The 18,829-nt window shown below is 70.8% G+C and carries 16 protein-coding genes; 6 read left to right on the forward strand and 10 right to left on the reverse strand.

The window, feature by feature from the left end:
* Positions 1–18: 18 nt before the first annotated feature.
* The 3 genes from AB0J80_RS01040 to AB0J80_RS01050 form a co-directional block, all read right to left on the reverse strand.
* Positions 19–774, reverse strand: a complete 756-nt coding sequence (locus AB0J80_RS01040) for an SDR family oxidoreductase (protein WP_364698933.1) — start codon at positions 772–774, stop codon at positions 19–21.
* Complete coding sequence (locus AB0J80_RS01045) at positions 767–5,026, reverse strand: amino acid adenylation domain-containing protein (protein ID WP_364698935.1); 4,260 nt, start codon at positions 5,024–5,026, stop codon at positions 767–769. The genes AB0J80_RS01040 and AB0J80_RS01045 overlap by 8 nt, the downstream gene beginning before the upstream one ends.
* Before the next feature lie 74 nt (positions 5,027–5,100).
* A complete protein-coding gene (locus AB0J80_RS01050) occupies positions 5,101–5,913 on the reverse strand; it encodes a 2OG-Fe(II) oxygenase (RefSeq protein ID WP_364698937.1) in 813 nt (270 codons plus the stop codon).
* A gap of 375 nt (positions 5,914–6,288) precedes the next feature.
* Here AB0J80_RS01050 and AB0J80_RS01055 point away from each other — a divergent pair, with 375 nt between their 5' ends.
* The 3 genes from AB0J80_RS01055 to AB0J80_RS01065 all read left to right on the forward strand — a co-directional run bounded on the left by AB0J80_RS01055 (position 6,289) and on the right by AB0J80_RS01065 (position 9,610).
* Complete coding sequence (locus AB0J80_RS01055) at positions 6,289–7,398, forward strand: GNAT family N-acetyltransferase (protein WP_364698939.1); 1,110 nt, start codon at positions 6,289–6,291, stop codon at positions 7,396–7,398.
* Positions 7,399–7,463: 65 nt separating this feature from the next.
* Positions 7,464–8,618, forward strand: coding sequence for an MFS transporter (locus tag AB0J80_RS01060; RefSeq protein ID WP_364698941.1), 1,155 nt, complete (start codon positions 7,464–7,466; stop codon positions 8,616–8,618).
* Positions 8,619–8,623: 5 nt separating this feature from the next.
* Entirely contained in the window at positions 8,624–9,610 is a 987-nt protein-coding gene (locus tag AB0J80_RS01065; protein ID WP_364698943.1) for an aldo/keto reductase, read from the forward strand.
* Here the strand turns inward: AB0J80_RS01065 and AB0J80_RS01070 are convergent.
* From AB0J80_RS01070 to AB0J80_RS01085, 4 genes are all read right to left on the reverse strand, one after another.
* Positions 9,593–10,093 (reverse strand): hypothetical protein, encoded by a 501-nt coding sequence (locus tag AB0J80_RS01070; protein ID WP_364698945.1) that lies wholly within the window; start codon positions 10,091–10,093, stop codon positions 9,593–9,595. The genes AB0J80_RS01065 and AB0J80_RS01070 overlap by 18 nt on opposite strands.
* Positions 10,094–10,219: 126 nt before the next feature.
* Positions 10,220–11,365, reverse strand: coding sequence for a hypothetical protein (locus AB0J80_RS01075; protein ID WP_364698947.1), 1,146 nt, complete (start codon positions 11,363–11,365; stop codon positions 10,220–10,222).
* Positions 11,366–11,450: 85 nt separating this feature from the next.
* A complete protein-coding gene (locus tag AB0J80_RS01080; protein WP_364698949.1) occupies positions 11,451–12,947 on the reverse strand; it encodes a methyl-accepting chemotaxis protein in 1,497 nt (498 codons plus the stop codon).
* Between the two features lie 115 nt (positions 12,948–13,062).
* A complete protein-coding gene (locus AB0J80_RS01085; RefSeq protein WP_364698951.1) occupies positions 13,063–13,461 on the reverse strand; it encodes a response regulator in 399 nt (132 codons plus the stop codon).
* A 125-nt stretch (positions 13,462–13,586) separates the two neighbouring features.
* On the opposite strand from AB0J80_RS01085, the gene AB0J80_RS01090 reads away from it, so the two are divergent.
* Both AB0J80_RS01090 and AB0J80_RS01095 read left to right on the forward strand, forming a co-directional pair.
* Positions 13,587–14,057 carry an ATP-binding protein gene (locus AB0J80_RS01090; RefSeq protein WP_364698953.1) on the forward strand — a complete coding sequence of 157 codons (471 nt, stop codon included), beginning with the start codon at positions 13,587–13,589 and terminating at the stop codon, positions 14,055–14,057.
* Positions 14,058–14,066: 9 nt separating this feature from the next.
* Entirely contained in the window at positions 14,067–14,504 is a 438-nt protein-coding gene (locus AB0J80_RS01095; RefSeq protein ID WP_364698955.1) for a GNAT family N-acetyltransferase, read from the forward strand.
* Here AB0J80_RS01095 and AB0J80_RS01100 read toward each other — a convergent pair.
* The gene (locus AB0J80_RS01100; protein ID WP_364698957.1) at positions 14,474–14,938 is read right to left on the reverse strand and encodes an MSMEG_6728 family protein; all 465 of its coding nucleotides are present in this window, start codon (positions 14,936–14,938) and stop codon (positions 14,474–14,476) included. The two genes, AB0J80_RS01095 and AB0J80_RS01100, sit on opposite strands and share 31 nt — an antisense overlap.
* Before the next feature lie 12 nt (positions 14,939–14,950).
* Positions 14,951–15,652 (reverse strand): hypothetical protein, encoded by a 702-nt coding sequence (locus AB0J80_RS01105; RefSeq protein ID WP_364698959.1) that lies wholly within the window; start codon positions 15,650–15,652, stop codon positions 14,951–14,953.
* A gap of 89 nt (positions 15,653–15,741) precedes the next feature.
* Here AB0J80_RS01105 and AB0J80_RS01110 point away from each other — a divergent pair, with 89 nt between their 5' ends.
* Complete coding sequence (locus AB0J80_RS01110; RefSeq protein WP_364698961.1) at positions 15,742–17,535, forward strand: NAD-binding protein; 1,794 nt, start codon at positions 15,742–15,744, stop codon at positions 17,533–17,535.
* Here AB0J80_RS01110 and AB0J80_RS01115 read toward each other — a convergent pair.
* Positions 17,532–18,737 (reverse strand): DUF4032 domain-containing protein, encoded by a 1,206-nt coding sequence (locus AB0J80_RS01115; protein ID WP_364698963.1) that lies wholly within the window; start codon positions 18,735–18,737, stop codon positions 17,532–17,534. The genes AB0J80_RS01110 and AB0J80_RS01115 overlap by 4 nt on opposite strands.
* Positions 18,738–18,829 lie beyond the last annotated feature (92 nt).

The following is an 18,829-nucleotide window of genomic DNA, read 5'->3' on the forward strand; positions in this document are numbered from 1 at the left end:
CGCTGTGTCGCTCCGTACTCATACACGCTGCCGGGTGGGGCGAAGGCGGATGTCGTCGAGGTGGACGTGGGCGGGGCGGTCGATCACGAAACCGACTGTCTCCGCCACGTCCTCGGGCGCCAGCAGAGGCCCGTTGTCCTGGCTGATCTTGTCGAACCACGCCATGTCGTATCCGGCCGCCTCCTGGAAGCCGGAGCGCACGAAACCCGGCTCGATCAAGGTCACCCGGATGTTGGACGTGCAGACCTCCTGGCGGAGCGCCTCGACGAGCGAATGCACGGCGAACTTCGACGAACCGTAGACCGGGTTGGCGGCGGAGACCTGGCGGCCGGCCGTGGAGCCGATGACCACGATGTCGCGTACCTGGCGGCCGCCGTCCTGCTCCGCCCGTGCCAGGAAGTACGCACCCGCGGCGCGCAGCTGACGGAGAACCGCGAGGTAGTTGACCTCGAGCAGGTCCTCCCACCGGCCGGGGTCGGAACCCAGCACGGTGCCCGGCAGACCGCGGCCCGCCGACACCACGAAGATGCTTGCCGGCTCCCACTTCTCGGCGCAGTCCAGCAGCTGCTGAGGGTGATCCGGGTCGGTGACGTCACCGCTCACCGGGTGGACCTCGCCGGGCTGCCGGGACACCTCGACCGCAAGCTGCTCCAGTTGCTTCTCGTTGCGTCCGGCCGCCACCACCCGGATGCCACGCTGGGCGAAATGCACGGCGATCGCTCGTCCGATGCCCGACGACGCGCCGGTGACGACCGCTACCCGTCGCTCAGTCACGTCCCGCTCCCGCCTGCTTCACCACAGGTATCTCTCCCTCTTCGATCAGTCCGGTGACATATCGGGTCAGCCAGTCCCGAGTGGGCGGCGGGAACGTCACTCCGAGCCGCGACAGTGTGAGCGACGTCCGGGAGTGCTCGTACCTGACGTTGCGTTCCGGGCGCCGGGCCCAGAAGTACGCCAGGGCCGCCTGCTCGTCACCGTCCGCGACGTGCCGGCCGAACAGGGCCGCGAAGGTCGGCGACGGGTCCTCGTGCAGCTCGCAGCCGGCCGCCCGCATGGCGTCGAACAGCTCCCGGTAGGAGACGGTGTGCCGGCTCTCGACGTGGAAGGTCCCACCGTCGATCCCGGCGCTGCGGGAGATCGCCAGGATTCCCTCGGCCACGACGTCCACGGGGCTCAGCGTGAGCGACTCGCCGTCGAGGCTCGGCACCCGTGCCAGGTGTGCGCAGCCCCGGAGCAGTTGGACCAGGCGGCTGGAACCGGCGTTGCGCTGGAACCGGCCCGTGCGCGAGTGCCCGCTGACGTTTCCGGAACGGTAGATGAACCCTCGGCCGCCGCGTGCCACGAAGTCGTGGACGACCCGTTCGGCCTCGTACTTGCTGCGTTCGTAGTCGTTGAGGAACCTCTGGCCGACATCGAGGCTGTCCTCGGAGAACGGGACCGGTGGGCCGTCAGGCCCCGTCCCGCTGACCGCCAGCGTGGAGACGTGGTGCAGGTCCTTGGCCCGGCCGGTCGTGGCAAGCCGGACCATCGCGTGCACCGCCGCGGTGTTCTGCCTCGTGAAGGACTCCCGGTCGCCGAAGAGCCGGGTGTCGGCGGCCAGGTGGTAGATCGCCTCGGTCTCCCGGGCGAGCGCGTCGTACGTTCGCTCGTCGAGGCCGAGATCCGGATCGGCCAGGTCGGCGGTGTGCACCACCAGTCGGTCGGCGTACCGGTCAAGGCTCTGCCCCGGCAGGTGCCAGGCGTACGCCTCACGCAGCCGTTCGGCGGCCGAGGCGCCGGCGTGGGCGCGCACCAGGCAGTGCACCCGGCTGGTGGTTCGGGTCAGCAGCAGGTGGAGCAGGTGCACGCCGATGAACCCGGTGGCCCCGGTGAGCAGGACGGAGGCGTAGTGGCGTCGGTCGTCGGACACCACCGGCGTCTCGTCTCGGAGCTCGTTCGGCACCTGAAGGAGCAGGCCGGTGCTGGAACCATGCTCCATGACCAGCTGCGCCGGGCCGGCCGTGACGCCGCAGATCCTCAGCAGACGCGTCCGGGTCGCGCGGCAGATCGCCCGCATCTGCTCGGGGTCGTGCTGCCCGGCCGTGAACGAGAGGTCGACGATGAGCTGACCCTCGTGGAGACGGGCGGTCAGCTTGAGGGGGTAGACCCGGTCGTTGTCCGGGCCGCGTACCGGACCCACGGCATACGGCGAGACGGTGGGGCGCAGCTCGCCCGAGGACGGCAAGGCGAGCGATCCGAGGTAGTTGTAACAGATCTCCGCCCGGCGCGGCTCTTCGTGCAGGCCGTACGCGATGCCGAGATGAGGTACGTCCCTCAGCGCCGCGGACGTGGCCTCGGCGGTCGCCGCGACGTCGCCGGAAGCCACCGGCAGCCGGATCGGGTAGGTGGAGGTGAACCACCCCACCACGCGGGAGACGTCGACGGACTCGTCGAACGTCGTGCGGCCGTGGCTTTCCACGTCGACGATCAGGTCGTCCAGACCGTGCACCTCGCCGTACGCCTGGGCGAACGCGGCTAACAGTGCCTCGTTCGGTCGCGTGGCGGCCGCCAGCGCTGCCGTCTCGCGACGGGACAGCCCGAACCACACCGCCTGGGCGTGGGCCTCGAGGTTGTCCTCGCCGGCCCGGACCGGACTCGGGGGGAAGTGGTGCAGGCCGGCCCAGTGGCCGAGATCTGCCCGCAAGTCCTCGGCATGCCTGCGGAGGTGCACCGCCCATGCCCCGAATCCGGCGGGCTGGTGCGGACGGCTCGGCTCCCGGCCGTGCCGCCGCGCCTCGTAACAGCGGCTGAGGTCGTCCACCACGATGCCCCAGGAGACGGCATCGACGGCGAGGTGATGGCCGACCAGCAACAGGTGCGCCTCGGCCGCTCCCTGGAAGAGGTGGGCTCTGAACAGGCGTCCCGTCCGTACGTCGATCTCGTCCTGCCTTGCGGCCGCCACCTCGCGGATGTGCCGGGCGGCGGCTCGCCGGTCCGCCGGGAGCGGCGAGGTGGTCAGGATGCCCGGGGCGCTCCGCAGCTCCCGGCGGATCCGGCCGGCGTCCCCGTCGGCCGGGACGAAGGCGGTGCACAACAGCGGGTGCAGCTCGACCGTGTCGCGCACCGCGGCGGCGAGTTCCGACGACCGTACGTCGCTCGCGACTCGCAGCAGCAACGCCTGGTTCCAGTGGTCCGGCTGACGGAAATTCTGGGCGAAGAACCACGACTGTGCCGGCGACAGCGCGGTGCCGTCATCCACCGGTGCGGGCCGGACGGTGTGGTCGTTCCCCACCGGGCGGCTGCGCAGCCGGTCTGCCAGCGCCGTCACGGTCGGTGCCGCCTGGAACTCCGCGGTCGTGACCGGATAACCCTGAACCTGCAGCTTCGCGATGACGCCGATGGCGTCGATCGACGTCCCGCCGACGGCGCTGAAGTCGGCGTCGGCGTCGAAGCCGTCGTGTCCCAGGGCGCTGCGCCAGGCGGCGGTGACATCGGCCAGGACCGGATCGTCGGTGACGGGCACCAGCGTGCCTCGTACGGCGAGCCGGTCCTCCAGGAGGTTCCGGAGCGCGCGCTGGTCGATCTTGCCGTTGTCGGTGCGAGGGAACGCGTCAAGGACCTCTATGCGGTCGGGCACCATGTAGTGGGGCAGGGCCAGGCCGAGCTGCCGCCGCAGCTCCGCGGGGTCCGGCCGGTCCGAGCCGGCACCGATCACCGCGGCGATCAGGCTGGGCCGCTGGTCGGGCCGGTGCACGGCAACCGCGGCGACGACCGCCGGGAGGCGGCGCAGCGCGTTCTCCACGTGGCCGAGCTCCACCCGGTAACCCCGGATCTTGACCTGCCGGTCGCTGCGGCCGAGGAACTCGAGCACCCCGTCGCGGTCGACGCGGACCCGGTCACCGGTCCGGTATGCACGCCCGTACGACCCGAGCGGATCCTCGAAGGCAGCCGCCGTGGTCGTGGCGTCGTTCCGATAGCCGAGAGTCACCGATGGACCGACCACATACAGTTCCCCGGTCGCATCGCGTTCGTGGAGGCGCCCGTCGCCGTCGCGTACGACGAGCCGGGTGGAGCCGAGCGCGGTGCCGATCGGAACGGAGCCCAGATGGCTGACAGCGTCCACGTCGTCCGGGCCGTCGAGTACGTGAACGGCGACCCCCACGGTGGCTTCGGTCGGTCCGTAGTGGTTGACCAGTCGCCGGGTCACCTTCGACTCGAGGATCCGGCGGGCGAGCGACTGGCTGAGCAGCTCTCCGCCGAGGATGAGGAAACGGAGAGCCGGCCCGGAGGCGGAGTCGGCTTCGACACGTTGGTGGACGGCCGCCCAGTGCGACGGAGTGGTCTTGACGACGTCGACGCCTTCGCGCCGCAGGTAGTCCGACAGTTTCCAGGGGTCGCGACGAACGTCGTCGTCGACCAGGTGCAGGGTCCCACCGGTTCCCAGGGCCAGGAAGAGACTCGTGTTGCCGAGGTCGGCGGCGAGCGTGGTCACGTGGGCGTAGTGCAGCGGCGCGTCGATGCCCAGGCGGCTTCGTACGGCTTCGGTGTAGTGCCGGATGTTGTCGTGGGAGACCATCACACCCTTCGGCACGCCGGTCGAGCCCGAGGTGTACAGCACGTACGCCACGTCGTCGCCTGCCATCACGGCTGAAGGCGTCTCCGGAACGTCCGGGCCCACGACGCTGACGTCGAACGGCCGCAGGCCCTGCCGCTCCAGGGCGGCTGCGTAGCCGGGTGAGGTGATGACGAGGTCGGGGCGAGCCTGGGCCAGGCGGGCCGCCCCTTCCTCCACGGGGTCGGTCGGCTCGACGACCGTGTACGCGGCGCCGGAGTCCAGCACAGCCAGCATGGCCACGACGGCCTCGGCCGTCCGATCGAGATGGATTCCCACCAGGTGCCCGTGACCGATGCTTTCGCCGCGCAGGCGCCCGCGGAGCTGGGACACGATGTGGTCCAGCTCGGCGTAGGACAAGCGTTGTGCGCCGGCGACGACGGCGGGGCGGTCCGGGTCGGATTGTGCGTGGGCACGAACCAGCGCCGGGAACATTGCCGTAGTCCTTCGGGAAGGGTTGGGTCAGGCGGCTGAGGAGGACCGGCGGCCGGGGCCGCCGGTCGATGACGTCAGCTCCAGTAGACGAGCGGCTCGTCCCTGCCCTTGGACGCGATGAACGCGGCGGCGCCCACCCGGTGCTCGCCCTGTCCGGGAGTCACGGCATGCAGCATTCGGGGGCTGAAGATGATGAGGTCACCGGCGGCCGGGTGAATCTCGTGCACCGGCGGCTCGACCGTCTTCGGGTCGAGGCCCTCCACATCCAGAATGATCTCCGTCTCGTCCGGAGTCGGCTCGCGGAGCCACAGCTGCAGGTTGCCGCCCTGCTCGGGGACCTGCAGGTAGATGTTGGCGACCAGCTGATTGAGCACGCCTTCGATTTCCGGAGCGTCGGTCTCCTGGTCGATGGCATCGTTGTGCGGGTAGAACTCCGACGTGTTGGGCTGGAACACCCGGAAGGCCCCGACGAAGCATGCTCGCTTGCGCAGGCGCAGCAGGTTCGCGCCGGCCGGCCACAATTCCTGCAGTTCGAGTCGAATGCGGTCGACCGGGGAAAGATAGGGGTGGAACATCTGCCGGACGTCGGCAATGGCGGGGAGCGCGGCGTCGTGGTATTTCTTGGTCAGATCCGCATCCCACTTGGTGTCGATGTGTGGCATGTAGACACGGCCGACACTGCTGGTGTGCTGTTTGTGGTAGTGCCCGAGAGCCGGGTGGTTGATGGCCTTCTCGGCGACCGCGGCGGCGACGTCGGTGGGATAGTAACCGCGTACGTGGATCGCGCCGATCTGACGTTCCGCAAGCTGAATCAGCGTGTCGGTGGTCAGCTCGGAGGCGATGACGTCGGTGGCCGTACGGATCACCGGCACAGCGGCAGCAGTCATGAATGATCCATCCTCGCGCGTGAGAAATGCGGATATCCAGCTGCCACGATGCAGCCGGATAATCGGTCACTGATTAGCGAGGCCCCCCGTGAGGCTCACGATTCCGGGCGCGGCACGTCTTGACGGTGCGGCTGCTCGGACGGCTCGAACGTATCCAGCGCGCCGAAGCGCGTCAACACCTTTGCCGTCAACTGATCCGCTCGTCACAGTCTACTCACGAGTAACCGCCGTCCACTGTAGAAATCCGTCTCGCTGAGGCGCGGTCGCCCCCCACGCGTTCCGTCGATCTATTAGGATCGACGCGCGACAACTCGACGCGCCTACTCGCCATTTTCGTCACCATCGAGATAAACGCACGTCACGGGGGCTCGGCCAATGCAGACACCTTGGGAGCAGGTTTCGCTGCCCGTCGGCGTGCACGTGGCGCTGCGAGCCGCGGACCTGCCGCGGAGCGCCTGGGACGGCCTGGCCGGGCCGTCGGACATCTTCCTGACCTGTCGTTGGCTGGACGTGGTCGAGTCGACTGCCGGTGTCCCGATGGCCTACCTGTGGATCGAGCGTGCCGGCCGGCCGGTGGCGGCGCTGGCCACGGCCCTGGCGACGGACTCGGTGCCCTGGGCGCTCGGCCGGCCCGACGTCGTGGTGCGCAACAGCGCGGCGGCCGGGCTGGCGGGGGCGGCCGACCTGCTGGCCGGGCTGGGTGACGATCCGACGAAGCGGCTGATGCCCACGCTGCTGGCAGGCGGCCGGCAGGTCGGCGGCACGCGGATCCTGACCGGCTCGGAGACCACCACCGCCGATCTCGAGTCGCTGATCACCGCGGCCGAGGCGCTCGGACGAGAGGGCGGGGCAGCCACCGTCTGCTTCCTCTACCTGGACGAGAGGGAGCGCACGCTCACCCGACTGCTCGGCGAGCGCGGCTATACGCGGTTCACCTCCGGTCACTACAGCACGCTGTCGGTGCCGCAGGACGGCTACGCCGGCTACCTCGCCTCCCTGCCTCGCAAACGGCGGGTATCGATCGGTGCGGAGCGACGGCGCGTTCACGAGGCGGGAGCGAAGGTCGCCGTCGAGTCGCTGGACGACGGCGACCTGCCCCGGCTGGCCGAGCTCGAGTCGGCACTGCTCGCCAAGTACGACATCGACCTGCGCCCCGACCAGCTGCTGCCGTTGCTGCACCAGGTGCGTGACTGCTTCGGCGATGACGCCTTCGCGATGGTCGCCCGTGCCGAGGGCGAGGTCCGCGGCTTCGCGTTGATCCTGCGTCACGGCGACAACTGGTACGCCCGGCAGACCGGATACGACTACGCCTACCAGCGGCGCACCGGAGCCCCCCTGTACTTCGAGCTGCTCTACTACCGTCTCGTGGAGGAGGCGGCTTCGGCGGGCGTCAGGACCATCTACTACGGCCTGGGCAGTGCGGACACCAAGCGGTCTCGAGGCTGCGTGGCGACCGAGCAGCACGCCCACCTGCTGTTCCTGTGAGCGGCCGGAGCGCCACCGGTACGGCGCCGCGACCTCGGGTCCTCCCGCGCGGCCCCGGCGCCGTCATGGTCGGAGCTGCCGGCTTCGTCAACGCCCTCGGTATGGGGTTCTTCTATCCGTTCAGCCTGCTCTTCTACACCTCGGTGTCCCGGCAGTCGCTACCGGCCGTGGGTGGCGTACTGACCATCACCGCGCTGGTCGTGCTGCCGGCTTTGCACCTGGTGGGCAGGTTGGTGGACCGGACCGGACCCCGCCCGGTCCTGGTCGCGTCGGCGATCCTCAGAGGACTGTGCTTCGTCGGCTTCGTAGCGGTTCCGGGCCTGGTGCCCCTGGCGGTCATCAGCCTGGTGCTGGCACTGGCCACCCGGGCGGACAATGCGGCGGCCCCTCTGCTCGCGTATCGGTTGGCTCCCGAGGGGGAGACGAGCCAATGGCTGGCTCTGTCCCGGGTGGTCTTCAATGCGGGCATCGGGCTCGGTGCGCTGATCGCCAGCGTGTTCATCGTCGACTCGGCCCAGGGGTTCGTCGTCCTCGGGCTCATCTACGCGACCGCGTTGGCATTGACCGCCGGGCTCTATCTCCTGACCCGGAAGGTGCCGGCGGCCGGGCCGGCGTCGCCCGGCCCGGGGCGCGCCCGGCCGAAGGGCCCCTGGCGGAACCGCGCGTTCATGCGGGTCGCGACCGCCAACGCATCGCTGCTCGCAGCGGCGCTGGCCGTGGAGTCCGGCATGCCGGTGTTCATCCTCCGGAATCTCAGCCTGCCGTCATGGATGGTCGGCGTGTTGTTCGCCACGAACACCGCGATGCTCGCGGTGCTGCAGCTTCCGCTGAGCCGGATCCTCGACCGGTACGGGCCCGGGACCGTCCTCGCCGTGGGCGGAATGGCGTACGCCGGACTCTATGCCGCTCTGCTGGTGGTCGCGGACGTGCCACAGTCGCTCCGGGTTTTCCTGTTGGTCACCGGCATGGCGGGATACACCCTCGGCGAGCTCGCCGTCTCCCAGGCGGCGCTGGTCATGCTCACCAGCCTGCCTCCGGAGCCGGAGAAGGGTTCGTACCTGGCCTTCAACCAGCTCTTCGTGGGGGCCGCTACGGCGCTGTCCCCGCTGCTGGTCACGTCACTGCTCAGCCGTGCGCCGGCCGGGCTGTGGTGGGCCCTGACCGGATTGAGCATTGTGGCGATGCTGCTGATGCTGCCCATGGTGCGGGAGGAAAGGTGAGCAGTATGGAACAGCGAACGCTCGGTGCCGGTTTGACGACCTCCGCGCTCGGGCTTGGTTGCATGGGCTTCTCCCAGGGATACGGGGCGGCCGACGATGAGGTGTCGCTCGGCGTGATCGGCGACGCCCTCGACCGGGGGATCACCATGATCGACACGGCGATGAGCTACGGCCAGGGCCACAACGAGCGCCTGGTCGGCAAGGCCATCGCCGGCCGGCGCGACGAGGTTGTGCTGGCCACCAAGTTCGGCATCGTGCGGGATGAGAACGGTGTGCGTCTCGACGGCCGCCCGGAGAACGTGCGCGGCTACTGCGACGCTTCTCTCCAGCGGCTGGGCGTCGACACCATCGATCTCTACTACCTGCACCGGGTCGATCCCGAGGTGCCGATCGGTGAGACGGTCGGCGCCATGGCGGAGCTGGTCGTCGCCGGCAAGGTTCGCCACCTCGGCGTCTCCGAGGTGAACCCGGACCAGTTGGCGGCGGCCGCCGCGGTGCATCCGATCGCGGCGGTGCAGTTCGAGTGGTCCCTCGCCTGGCGGGAGCCCGAGGACGACGTGGTGCCGGCCGCTCGCCGCCTCGGCATCGGCCTCGTCCCGTACAGTCCGCTCGGTCGTGGGCTGCTGACCGGCGCCCTGCCGGCCGGCCCGTTCCCCGAGGGCGACTTCCGTCGCACCGACCCCCGCTTCAACGGGGACCATCTGGACGCCAACCTCGATCTCGTACGGGCGTTGGCGACCGCCGCCGAGCAACGGGGGTTGACGCCGGGGCAGATGGCCCTCGCGTGGCTGCTGGCGCAGGGCGATGACGTCGTGCCGATCCCCGGTACCAGGAGCCGGGCCCGGCTGGCCGAGAACGCCGCCGCGGCCGGGGTCAAGGTTCACCCGGACGCCGTGGTGCCCCGTCAGGCGTGGCGTGGCGACCGGACGTCCTTCGCGGCGCACGGCACGGCCCGTACCGAGCGGGAAGGCGGGTCAGCCCCCGGACGTTGAGTGGCCGGCGCTCGTCCCGGACCCGCTGCTGCGGCTACCGACGACGTTGGTCTTGACGGTGCCGTTGGTGACCTTGCCGGTGGTGGGCAGCTTGAACGCACGCCGGCTCTGCTGGTCGTTCGCCCGGAAATGGTCGCCGCCGTCCAGCTTCGTGCCCGGCTTCAGGTGGCGCGGGTAGCCCGCGGAGTGCCAGAGGAAGTACGACGTGCTCCCACTGTCGTCGTCGCAGCGGTCCTCGTCGACGATCTTGCCGTCCTCGTCGGCGCAGTAGAAGACCTCGTCCGACGGCTGCTCTTCGTCCTCTTCCTCGTCGTCGGAGAACGTCGTTCCCGAGTCGGAGTCGTCGTAGGTGTAGGTCGTGCCGTCCGCGGACTCCCACTCGTCCGCCGAGGAGGCGTCGCAGGCGGCTGCGCCGCCGGCGGCCAGGGCGAGGTACGTGGCCGTCAGGACGACGGTGCGGGAACGGATGCGTCGGGCGCTCACCGGTGTGTCGTCCGCCTGTCCTGGCTGGTCAGATTCATGATCGTCATGGTCGGCAGACTAGAACACCAACGCCAGCGGCCCGACCGCACCAGGTGTACCGGTGCAGTCGGGCCGTCGTGGCGTCGCTTATCCGACCGGCTGCGGGGCGACCTTGCCGAGCGGGGCGCGGACCTCGGTCCGGACCCGGACCGCCGTGGCAGCCGTCAGCGCAAGCCCGGTGGTGGACGAGATGCCGCGCTCGCAGTTGACCGTGGTGCCGCCGGCCATCACCAGGCACAGGTCGTCGCTCTGGGCGCCGCCGTCCAGCACGTCGCGGGCAGCGTTGCTGCCGGTCTGCTCGCCCGTCTCGGACAGGTTCTCGCCGACGAGGACGTCGTTGCCCGCCTCGCCGTAGATCCGGTCGTCGCCGGCCAGGCCGAACGCGATGTCGTCGTCGGCTCCCGCGGCGATCCAGTCGTTGCCGGCGCCGCCCAGGACGATGTCCTTGCTCGCGCCGCCGTAGAGGCGGTCGTTGCCGGCCCCGCCGTCGACGGTGTCGTCGTTGGCGCCGCCGTCGATCCGGTCGTTGCCGGCCTCGCCGACGAGGACGTCGTTGCCGGCATCGCCGTACAGGCTGTCGTCCTGGGTGCCGCCTTCGACGATGTCGTTACCGGCGCCCGCGTACACCGAGTCCTTGCCCGCGGCGGCCAGGATCGTGTCGTTGCCGGCCGCGCCCCAGACGCGGTCGTCGCCCGCGCCCGCGTCGACGCGGTCGTTGCCCGCGCCGGCGTCGATGCGGTCGTTGCCGGCCTCGCCGAAGATCGTGTCGTTGCCGCCCCGGCCGTACAGCTTGTCGTTGCCGGCGGCGCCCTGCAGCTCGTCCTTGCCGTTGCCGCCGGTGAGGGTGTCGTTGCCGGTCCCGCCGTTCGCCAGCAGGTAGACCGACGTCTTGTTCGTCACGGAGTCGTTCTTGTCGCCCAGCGAGACGCTGAGCTTCTTGGTCGCGCTCGACGTCTTGCACTTCACCTTCGTGCGGTCGTTCCGGACCGCCTTGCAGCCGCGACCGGCCTTGATGGCGACCTTGTCGTCGAGCGTGACCGTACGCCCGGAGATGGTGATCGTGAGCGCGTTCGACTTGCCCATCAGCGCCCGGAAGTCCACGGTGGACGACCCGACGACCTTCGCCAGGCCGGCCGAGGCCGCCTGGGCCGGGGCCGCAAGGAAGGCCGTTCCGGCGACGGCCGCGGCGGTGAGGCCGATGCCGGTCAGCGCTTTGCGATGGTTCAGCAACATCTGGAACCCCCGTAGGTGAATCCTCTACATGATCACGGGAGACAGTAGATGAGCCACGCTCGTGTCGAACAGGGGGATGTCGATCTCAGCTCGTCCGGAAGGCCCCGGCCATCCGGGCCTGCTCCTCGAGAACCTCGCTCATGCGCGCTTGTACGGCGTCCAGCTCGCTGATCGTGTCGGTGGTGGTGTGAATTCCGGCCGCCACCGACTGGCTCGTCCGCTGGATCTCCGTGATCTGTTCCACGACGCGCTGAGTCGCTTCGGCTGTCTCCCTCGCCAGGTCCTTCACCTCGCCGGCGACGACGGCGAAGCCCTTGCCCACCTCGCCGGCGCGAGCCGCCTCGATGGTGGCGTTGAGGGCGAGCAGGTTGGTCTGCTCCGCGATCGAGCTGATGACCTTGATGACGTCACCGATCGCCGTGGAGGCCCGGCCCAGCGCCTCGACCTGGGTGGTCATGTCGGTCGAACCGGTCGCCGCGTGGCTGGCGACCCGGGCCGCGTCCTGGGCGGCCGTACGCAGCTCGGCGACAGTGCCGAGCAGAGCACGTGCTTTGGCGGCGTCCTGCTCCGCGCGCCGTAGCACCGCGAGGCGTTGCGAGACGAGCAGCTGAACGTTACGCAGGGCGGACGTTCGCGATGCGGAAAGCTCGACCGTCTCCGTGGTGAAGAAGTCCATCGTGCCGATGATGTGATCACCGTCGATGACCGGGAAACAGACGCCGGAGCGGACGCCGGCGCGTTGTGCTGCCGGGGCGCGGACGCAGTCGGTCATCTCGGCGAGGTCACGTACGTACACGAGGTCGCGGTTCCGCCAGGCGCGCCCGGACAGGCCGACGCCTTCGGCGAACGACGCCGCGAGGGTGACCTTGCGGAACTCGTCGCCGGCGGAACCGGACTCGACGCTGAACCGCAGCATCTGGTCCCGCTCGTCCAGCGCCCAGTAGGAGCCGTACGCCCAGCCGAACGTGGTGCGTACGGTGTCCAGGGCGGTCGTGATCGCGGTCTTCTGATCCGTCGCCTCGCCGACCCGCGCGACCACGGTGGTGACCGCCTCCCGGTCGCTGAGGGTCTCCTGCAGGGCGCCGACGGCCAGGGCCTGATCGCGGGCGACCAGCGCGAGCCGGCTCAGCGCCGCCCATTTCTGGCTGCCGAAGTCCGGCATGGGACCGCTGTTGAAGAATTCGAACACTGCGATCACGTCACCGTCGGCGTTCCTGATCGGCGCGTACGCCCCGGTCGTCATGCCGGCCCGGTGCGCGGCCGACCACCGGGCGCCGTCCCCGCTCGTGGGGGATCCGCTCTTGATCAGCGGACGGACGCTGCGCGCCGCCTCGGTGACCTCGACCGCCGCGGTCTCGTCGGTCGGCAGGGAATCCGGCATCCGGGTCTGGGCCGTCAGCGCGAAGGCGCCCGTGGGCTGGCGTGACCACACCGCCCCGCAGGCGAGGTCCAGGGCGTTCACCAGTGCGTTCACGATCTTTTCGCGAGCGTCCTGCACGCCGGACACGCCGGCGTTGAGGACCCGCAACACCTCTTCGATGGCCTCCACGTCGCGCGGGGTGCGTACCGTCGTTGCTTCCACCGGCCGCCTACGGAACCACGCCATCTGCATCCCCCGTCGAGTCCTCTGGGACAACGCGCCTGCCACCAATCGAGTTCGGCATGAGGGGCGTCCTGCTGAGGCCGCGAACGCGGGCCTACGGGCACGAGGACGGCGGCTGACCTCGGTGATGTCCGGTCTGCAGGGCCTTGGCGACGCAGGCCTGCAGCTCCTGGGGCGAGAAGGGCTTCCCGAGAATGGCGGTGGCCTGCGCGCGGACCGGCCGATCGTCTCCCGGCATGAGGCTTCCGCTGACGAGTAGCACCGGGAGGGACTGCAACGCCGGGTCGTTCCGGATTGCCTGGCACAGCTCGACGCCGGACATGACCGGCATGTCGATGTCCGAGACCACGATGTCGGGCGGCTGCTCACCCAGCAGCTGCCATGCCTGTGCGCCGTCGGCGGCGGCCCGCACGTCATGACCCGCACGCCGGAGGAGGCGCACGATGATGCCCCGAATGTCGTCGTCGTCCTCGGCTACCAGCACGTCCGCCATCGGCACGGCCCTTCGCATTCGTCGCTGTCACCCGTCGCGGTTAAACCGTTCGGGTCGGACTGTTTCCTCTAACGGGGTTCTTCTGCGACGGGACACGCCTGCGCCGGAGGTCTATGGTTGCGGCCATGGCCACCCCCTCCGCGCACACCGAGGTTCTCGCGGAGGAGAACTTCACCGGTGCGGCCGTGACACGGCTACGGCACGCCGTCAGGCGGCACGCCCGCCAGGCCGGCCTGGTCGACGAGGCCCTCGACGACTTCGTCATCGCCGTGCACGAACTGGTCACCAATGCGGTCCGGCATGGCGGCGGCAGCGGCGTCCTGCGCCTGCGCCGCGACGGCGACACCCTGGTCTGCGACGTGGTCGACCGCGGCGCCGGCTTCGCCGACGGGATACCGGTGGCCGCCGGCCCACCGCCGGCGGAGGCCACGGGAGGCCGCGGGATCCTGCTGGCGCGCCACCTCGCCGACACGTTGTTGATCAGCGACGGTCCCGACGGCGTCACCGCGACCGTCACGGCCTGCCTGGCCGGCGACGGCGGCTCGGCGGTCCCGGTGCAGACCGCCGTGGCGGATGGGTATCCGGACCCTCACTAGGGTGGCGCCATGCGTATCGAGCGGATCACCGAGGCGGCCACCGTGCACCGGGCCGCCGACCTGTTCGACGGGCCGCCGCTACCCGACGCGACCGCGAAGTTCCTCGCCGCTCCCGGCCACCACCTGCTGATGGCCTTCGAGGGAGACCGGGCGCTCGGCATGGTCACCGGGGTGGAGATGACCCATCCCGACAAGGGTACGGAGATGTTCCTCTATGAGCTGGGCGTCGCGCCGCACGCCCGGCTGCGAGGCGTCGGCACCGCCCTCGTGGAGGCGCTGGCCGAGGTCGCCCGGGAGCGGGGCTGCTACGGGATGTGGGTCGGGACCGAGCAGGACAACGAGGCCGCTCAGAAGACGTACCGGAAGGCCGGTGCCAGCGACGAGGAGCCGTTCCTGCTCCTGTCCTGGGACGTGACTCAGCCCCGGTCGGAGGACGGCCAGACGTAGGGCAGGTCCGCCGGGATGTCGCCGAACAGCGGGCGGTAGAAGTCGGGGTCCTTGCGGACCAGCGCCGAGCGGTGGCTCAGGTGCAGGGCGTCGTCGCCGAGCCACGGGGGGAGCTCCCCGGCGGCGGCGAGGTCGTCCTGCGTACGGATGGCGGTGAGGCCCCGGGCCGCGGCGGCGTCGGCGCGCATGGTGTCCGCCGTCGTGTCCGCGCGGCCCGTGGCCACCCATACGCCGCTCATGTCGAGGCCGTACCGGACCAGAGCCTCCTCGTAGCCCCGCCACATCTTGACCGCCGGGTGGTGGCGCCAGCCGTATCCGGGCTGCACGAGCCCGCGCAGCACCTGGATCGTCTCCACCCGCTGTTTGCCGAGCCGCTTCTGGTCCAGCGCGTGTGCGCTGGCGACGAAGTCGGGGTACGGCAAAAAGGTCTGCATGGGGCAATGATGCTAGAAGTCGCGGTCCTCGCCGGCGACCGGGCGACCGCCCGCAGAGAACTTGCGCTTGGCCGTGGTCTCGTCGTCGGCCGGCTCCTCGTGGGCCCGCGGGTCGTCGGCCGCGTCGCCGGCGGCGGGCTGGGCCAGCGCGGAGGGCGTCACGTCGGTGCCTCCGGCGGGCAGGCCGCTCACCCCCGGGAGGGCGCCGGCGCCGTCCGGGATCTCGTTCGCCGGCAGCAGTCCGCCCAGCCCGCCGAGCAGCGGCAGGCCGCCGGTGAACAGGCTCGACTCGCGCGGGCTCGAGGACGGGGTGAGCCCGCCCAGCAGCGGCAGCTGGTTGAGGAGCTGACCGCCCAGCAGGTCGGTGGGAAGCACGTTCGGCGTCTGCGGCAGGGCGCCGCCGACGACGTCCGCCGCCGGCAGTTGCTCGGCCGGGACGGGGGTGCGGTCGGTGGGCTGGTCGGCCGGTGCCACGGTGCCGCGGGGGAGCACGTCGGCGCCGTTCAGGTCGGCGGTGTTCGTACCCGGCTTGACGTCGACCAGGGGGTCGCCGCCGAGCGGGTTCTGCAGGCCGAGGCCGCCGTCCGGCGAGGACAGCAGGTCGCCGGTGAGACCGCCCACCGGCCCGGGGACCACGTCGTCGGCGTGCGCGGGCGCCGCGCCGAGCAGCAGGAAGCCGCCGACCACCGCCCCGGCGTAGAACCACTTGCGCATTGATCTTCCTCCTGCGAGAAGGGGACAAAAGACTCGGAAGGGGCAACGAGCGGCCACCGGGGAGGGTTCCGGCTGACTACCATGCGGCCATGGCCGTCGATCCCGCGCGTGAACCCGTACGGAGATCGCTGGTCTCCCGCCTGCGCGAGGGGCTGCCGCGCAACGGCGACACCCGGCCGCACTTCGTCGTCTGCGGTGCGGACGCGCTGGTCTACACGGTGGCGGAGGAGCTCGCGAACGCCGGTCACCGGGTCCGGCTGACCGTGATCGTGCCGCCGAAGCTGCGCCCCGACGTGCCCGACCTGGGCAGCCTGCGCGGCGTCCGCATCGTGCGGGCCGACCGCCTCGACGAGCGCACCTTCCGCTCGGCCGGACTCGCCGACGCCGCCGCGCTGGCCCTGGTCATGCCGGACGACGTGGTCAACCTGCACGCCGCCCTCTGCGCCCAGGCGGTCGAGCCCGACCTGCGGCTGGTGATCCGGATGTTCAACTCCGGTCTCGGGTACGGCGTCCGCCGCCTGTTCGCCGACTGCGCGGTCCTGTCGGATGCGGCCATGGCGGCTCCCGCGTTCGTGGCCGCGTCGCTGGGCGAGGTGGCGCCGACGCACGTGCGTCTGCCGGGACGAACGGTGTACGTCGCGCGGCGTGCGGACGTACGCCCGGAACATGTGCTCTGTGCTCTCACCGCCGCGGATGGTGCCGGCCGGGTCGAGGTCCTGCCCGCCGAGCCGGCGCCGGAGGCCGAGCGGCCGGTGGACCTGGTGCTGGCGGAGGCCACCGGGCGCCCCGCCGGGCAGACCCTGGCCGCCCAGCGGCTGGTCCGGGCTCGCAAGCGACGCCGGCATCCGCTCGCCACGCTCGGCCGGGCGCTGCGTGCCGCGCTGAGCCGCAAGCTCGGAATCGCCGTGTTGATCACCCTGGCGGTGACCGCGATCGCCGGGACGGTTCTCGCGCACTCGCTGGACGATGTCGACGGTTTCTGGAAGTCCCTCTACGTCACATTGCTCACCGCGGTGGGATCGTCCGACGTGGAGACGAACCGCGACCCGGTCGCCCAGGCGGCCCAGCTCGTCCTCACGATCGCGGGCCTGGCCCTGCTGCCGCTGATCACCGCGGCGGTGGTCGAGGGCATGGTCAACGCGCGGCTGGCGCTGGCCCGCGGCACGGCGGCGAACGACCGCGAGGGGCACATCGTGGTGGTCGGCCTCGGCAACGTCGGCACGCGGGTGCTGCGGCAGCTCGTCGACCTGGGGCTGGAGGTCGTCGCGATCGACCGCCGTCCGGACGCCCGCGGCGCGAAGGTGGCCGAGCAGCTGGGCGTACCGCTGATCGTGGGCGACGCGGCGCTCGAGGAGACCCTGCGCTCGGCGTCGGTGGCCACCAGCAAGGCGCTGGTCGTGGTCTCCACCGACGACGTCACCAACCTGCAGGCCGCGCTGAACGCCCGCTCGGTCCGCCCCGACCTGCGGGTGGTGCTGCGGCTCTTCGACGACGACTTCGCCCGGCGGGTGCAGACCGCGTTCAACATCGACATCTCGCGCAGCGTCTCCCGGCTGGCGGCGCCGGCGTTCGCCGCGGCGATGCTGGAGCGCGAGGTGCTCGCGACGATCCCGGTCGACCGGCACGCGCTGCTGGTCGCCACGGTGCAGGTGCTCGCCGGGTCGCCGTTGGACGGTGCGCCGCTGAGCCGGGCGGACCGGCATCTGAGCGTACGGGTGATCGGCCTGTCCGCCGCGGGCTCGGAGCGCGTCGACTGGGCCGCGGATCCGCGGCAGGTGCTGAGCGCCGGCGACCGCATCTTCGTCGTCGCCCGGCGTGCGGGCCTGCGCGCCCTGGTCGAGCAGGCCACACCGCCGCCGGAACCGCTGATGCTGGAGGCCTAGAGCGCCCCCACCTCGACGCCGAGCACGGCCTGCTCGTCGGGTTTGTGGACGAGGACGTCGTTGAGATACGACTGCACGGCCGGGCCCATGCCGACGTCGCGGCCCGCGCGCTCGGACAGCAGCCACTTGTGCTGGATGATCTGCGAGAAGATCTCCTGCGGTTCGAGCTTGCGCCGCAGGGGTGCCGGGACCGCCCGCACCACCGGCTCGAAGACCTCGGTCAGCCAGCGGTGGGCAGCCTGCTGCTCGTCGACCAGGTCGCTCTCCGCCCGGTACGTGTCCAGGTCGTTGAGCAGCTGCCGGGCCTGGTTCTCCTCCGCGTCGAGCCCGGTCAGGCGCAGCAGCCGGCGGGTGTGGTAGCCGGCGTCCACCACCTTGGGGCGTACCCGGTAGCCGCTGTCCACCGTGGACAGGGCCACCTCGGCGACGTCGAAGCCCAGTTCGTTGAGGCGCCGGATTCGCCCCTCGATGTCGTGCCGGGCGTCGCGGGGCACCTCCTGCTCGTACGTGACCTCGTGCCACAGCCGCTCGTAGCGCGCCACGATGTCGTCGACGACGCTCTCCGGGTCGATCGCCTCGTGCAGCAGCTCGGCGGCCTCCAGGTCGAGACACTCGCCGAAGATGTTGAGCCGCAGGATCTCGATGTCCTCGCTGCGCTGTCCCTCGGAGAGCTTGGGGTGCAGGTTGCCGGTCTCGGCGTCGACGAGGTACGCCGCGAACGCGCCCGCGTCCCGCCGGAACAGTGTGTTCGACAGGGAACAGTCGCCCCACGAGAAGCCGGTGAGGTGCATCCGCACGATCAGCGCGGCGAGCGCGTCGAGCAGCCGGTTCATCGTCTCCGGTCGCAGCACGTGGGAGAACAGCGCGCGGTAGGGCAGCGAGAACTGCAGGTGCCGCGTGATCAGCACCGACTCGAGGGGTTCGCCGTCCGCGTCGGTGCGGTCGGTGACGATGGCGACGGCCTCCACGGCCGGGAAGTCGATGCGCTCGAGCGCGCGCAGGAGGTCGTACTCCTTTTCGGCGATCCGTTCCCGGGTCTCCTTCAGGGCGTACACCGTGTCGTTGAGCTTGACGAACCGCACGACGTGCCGCGAGATGCCCTGGGGCAGTGCGACCAGGTGGTCGGCGGGCCAATCCTCCAGCGGTACGTGCCACGGCAGATCGAGCAATGCCGGGTCGACGAGGGCGGAAGTGATGCGCACGGACCCCAGTGTGCACGCTCAAGAGCACGAGTCGCCGCCGCACGTGGTTCGTTACACAGAAGCGAGATCGCCTGATTGTCACTTATGTCGGC

Source organism: Actinoplanes sp. NPDC049548, assembly GCF_040676695.1.
In the GTDB taxonomy this organism is placed as follows: Bacteria; Actinomycetota; Actinomycetes; order Mycobacteriales; family Micromonosporaceae; genus Actinoplanes.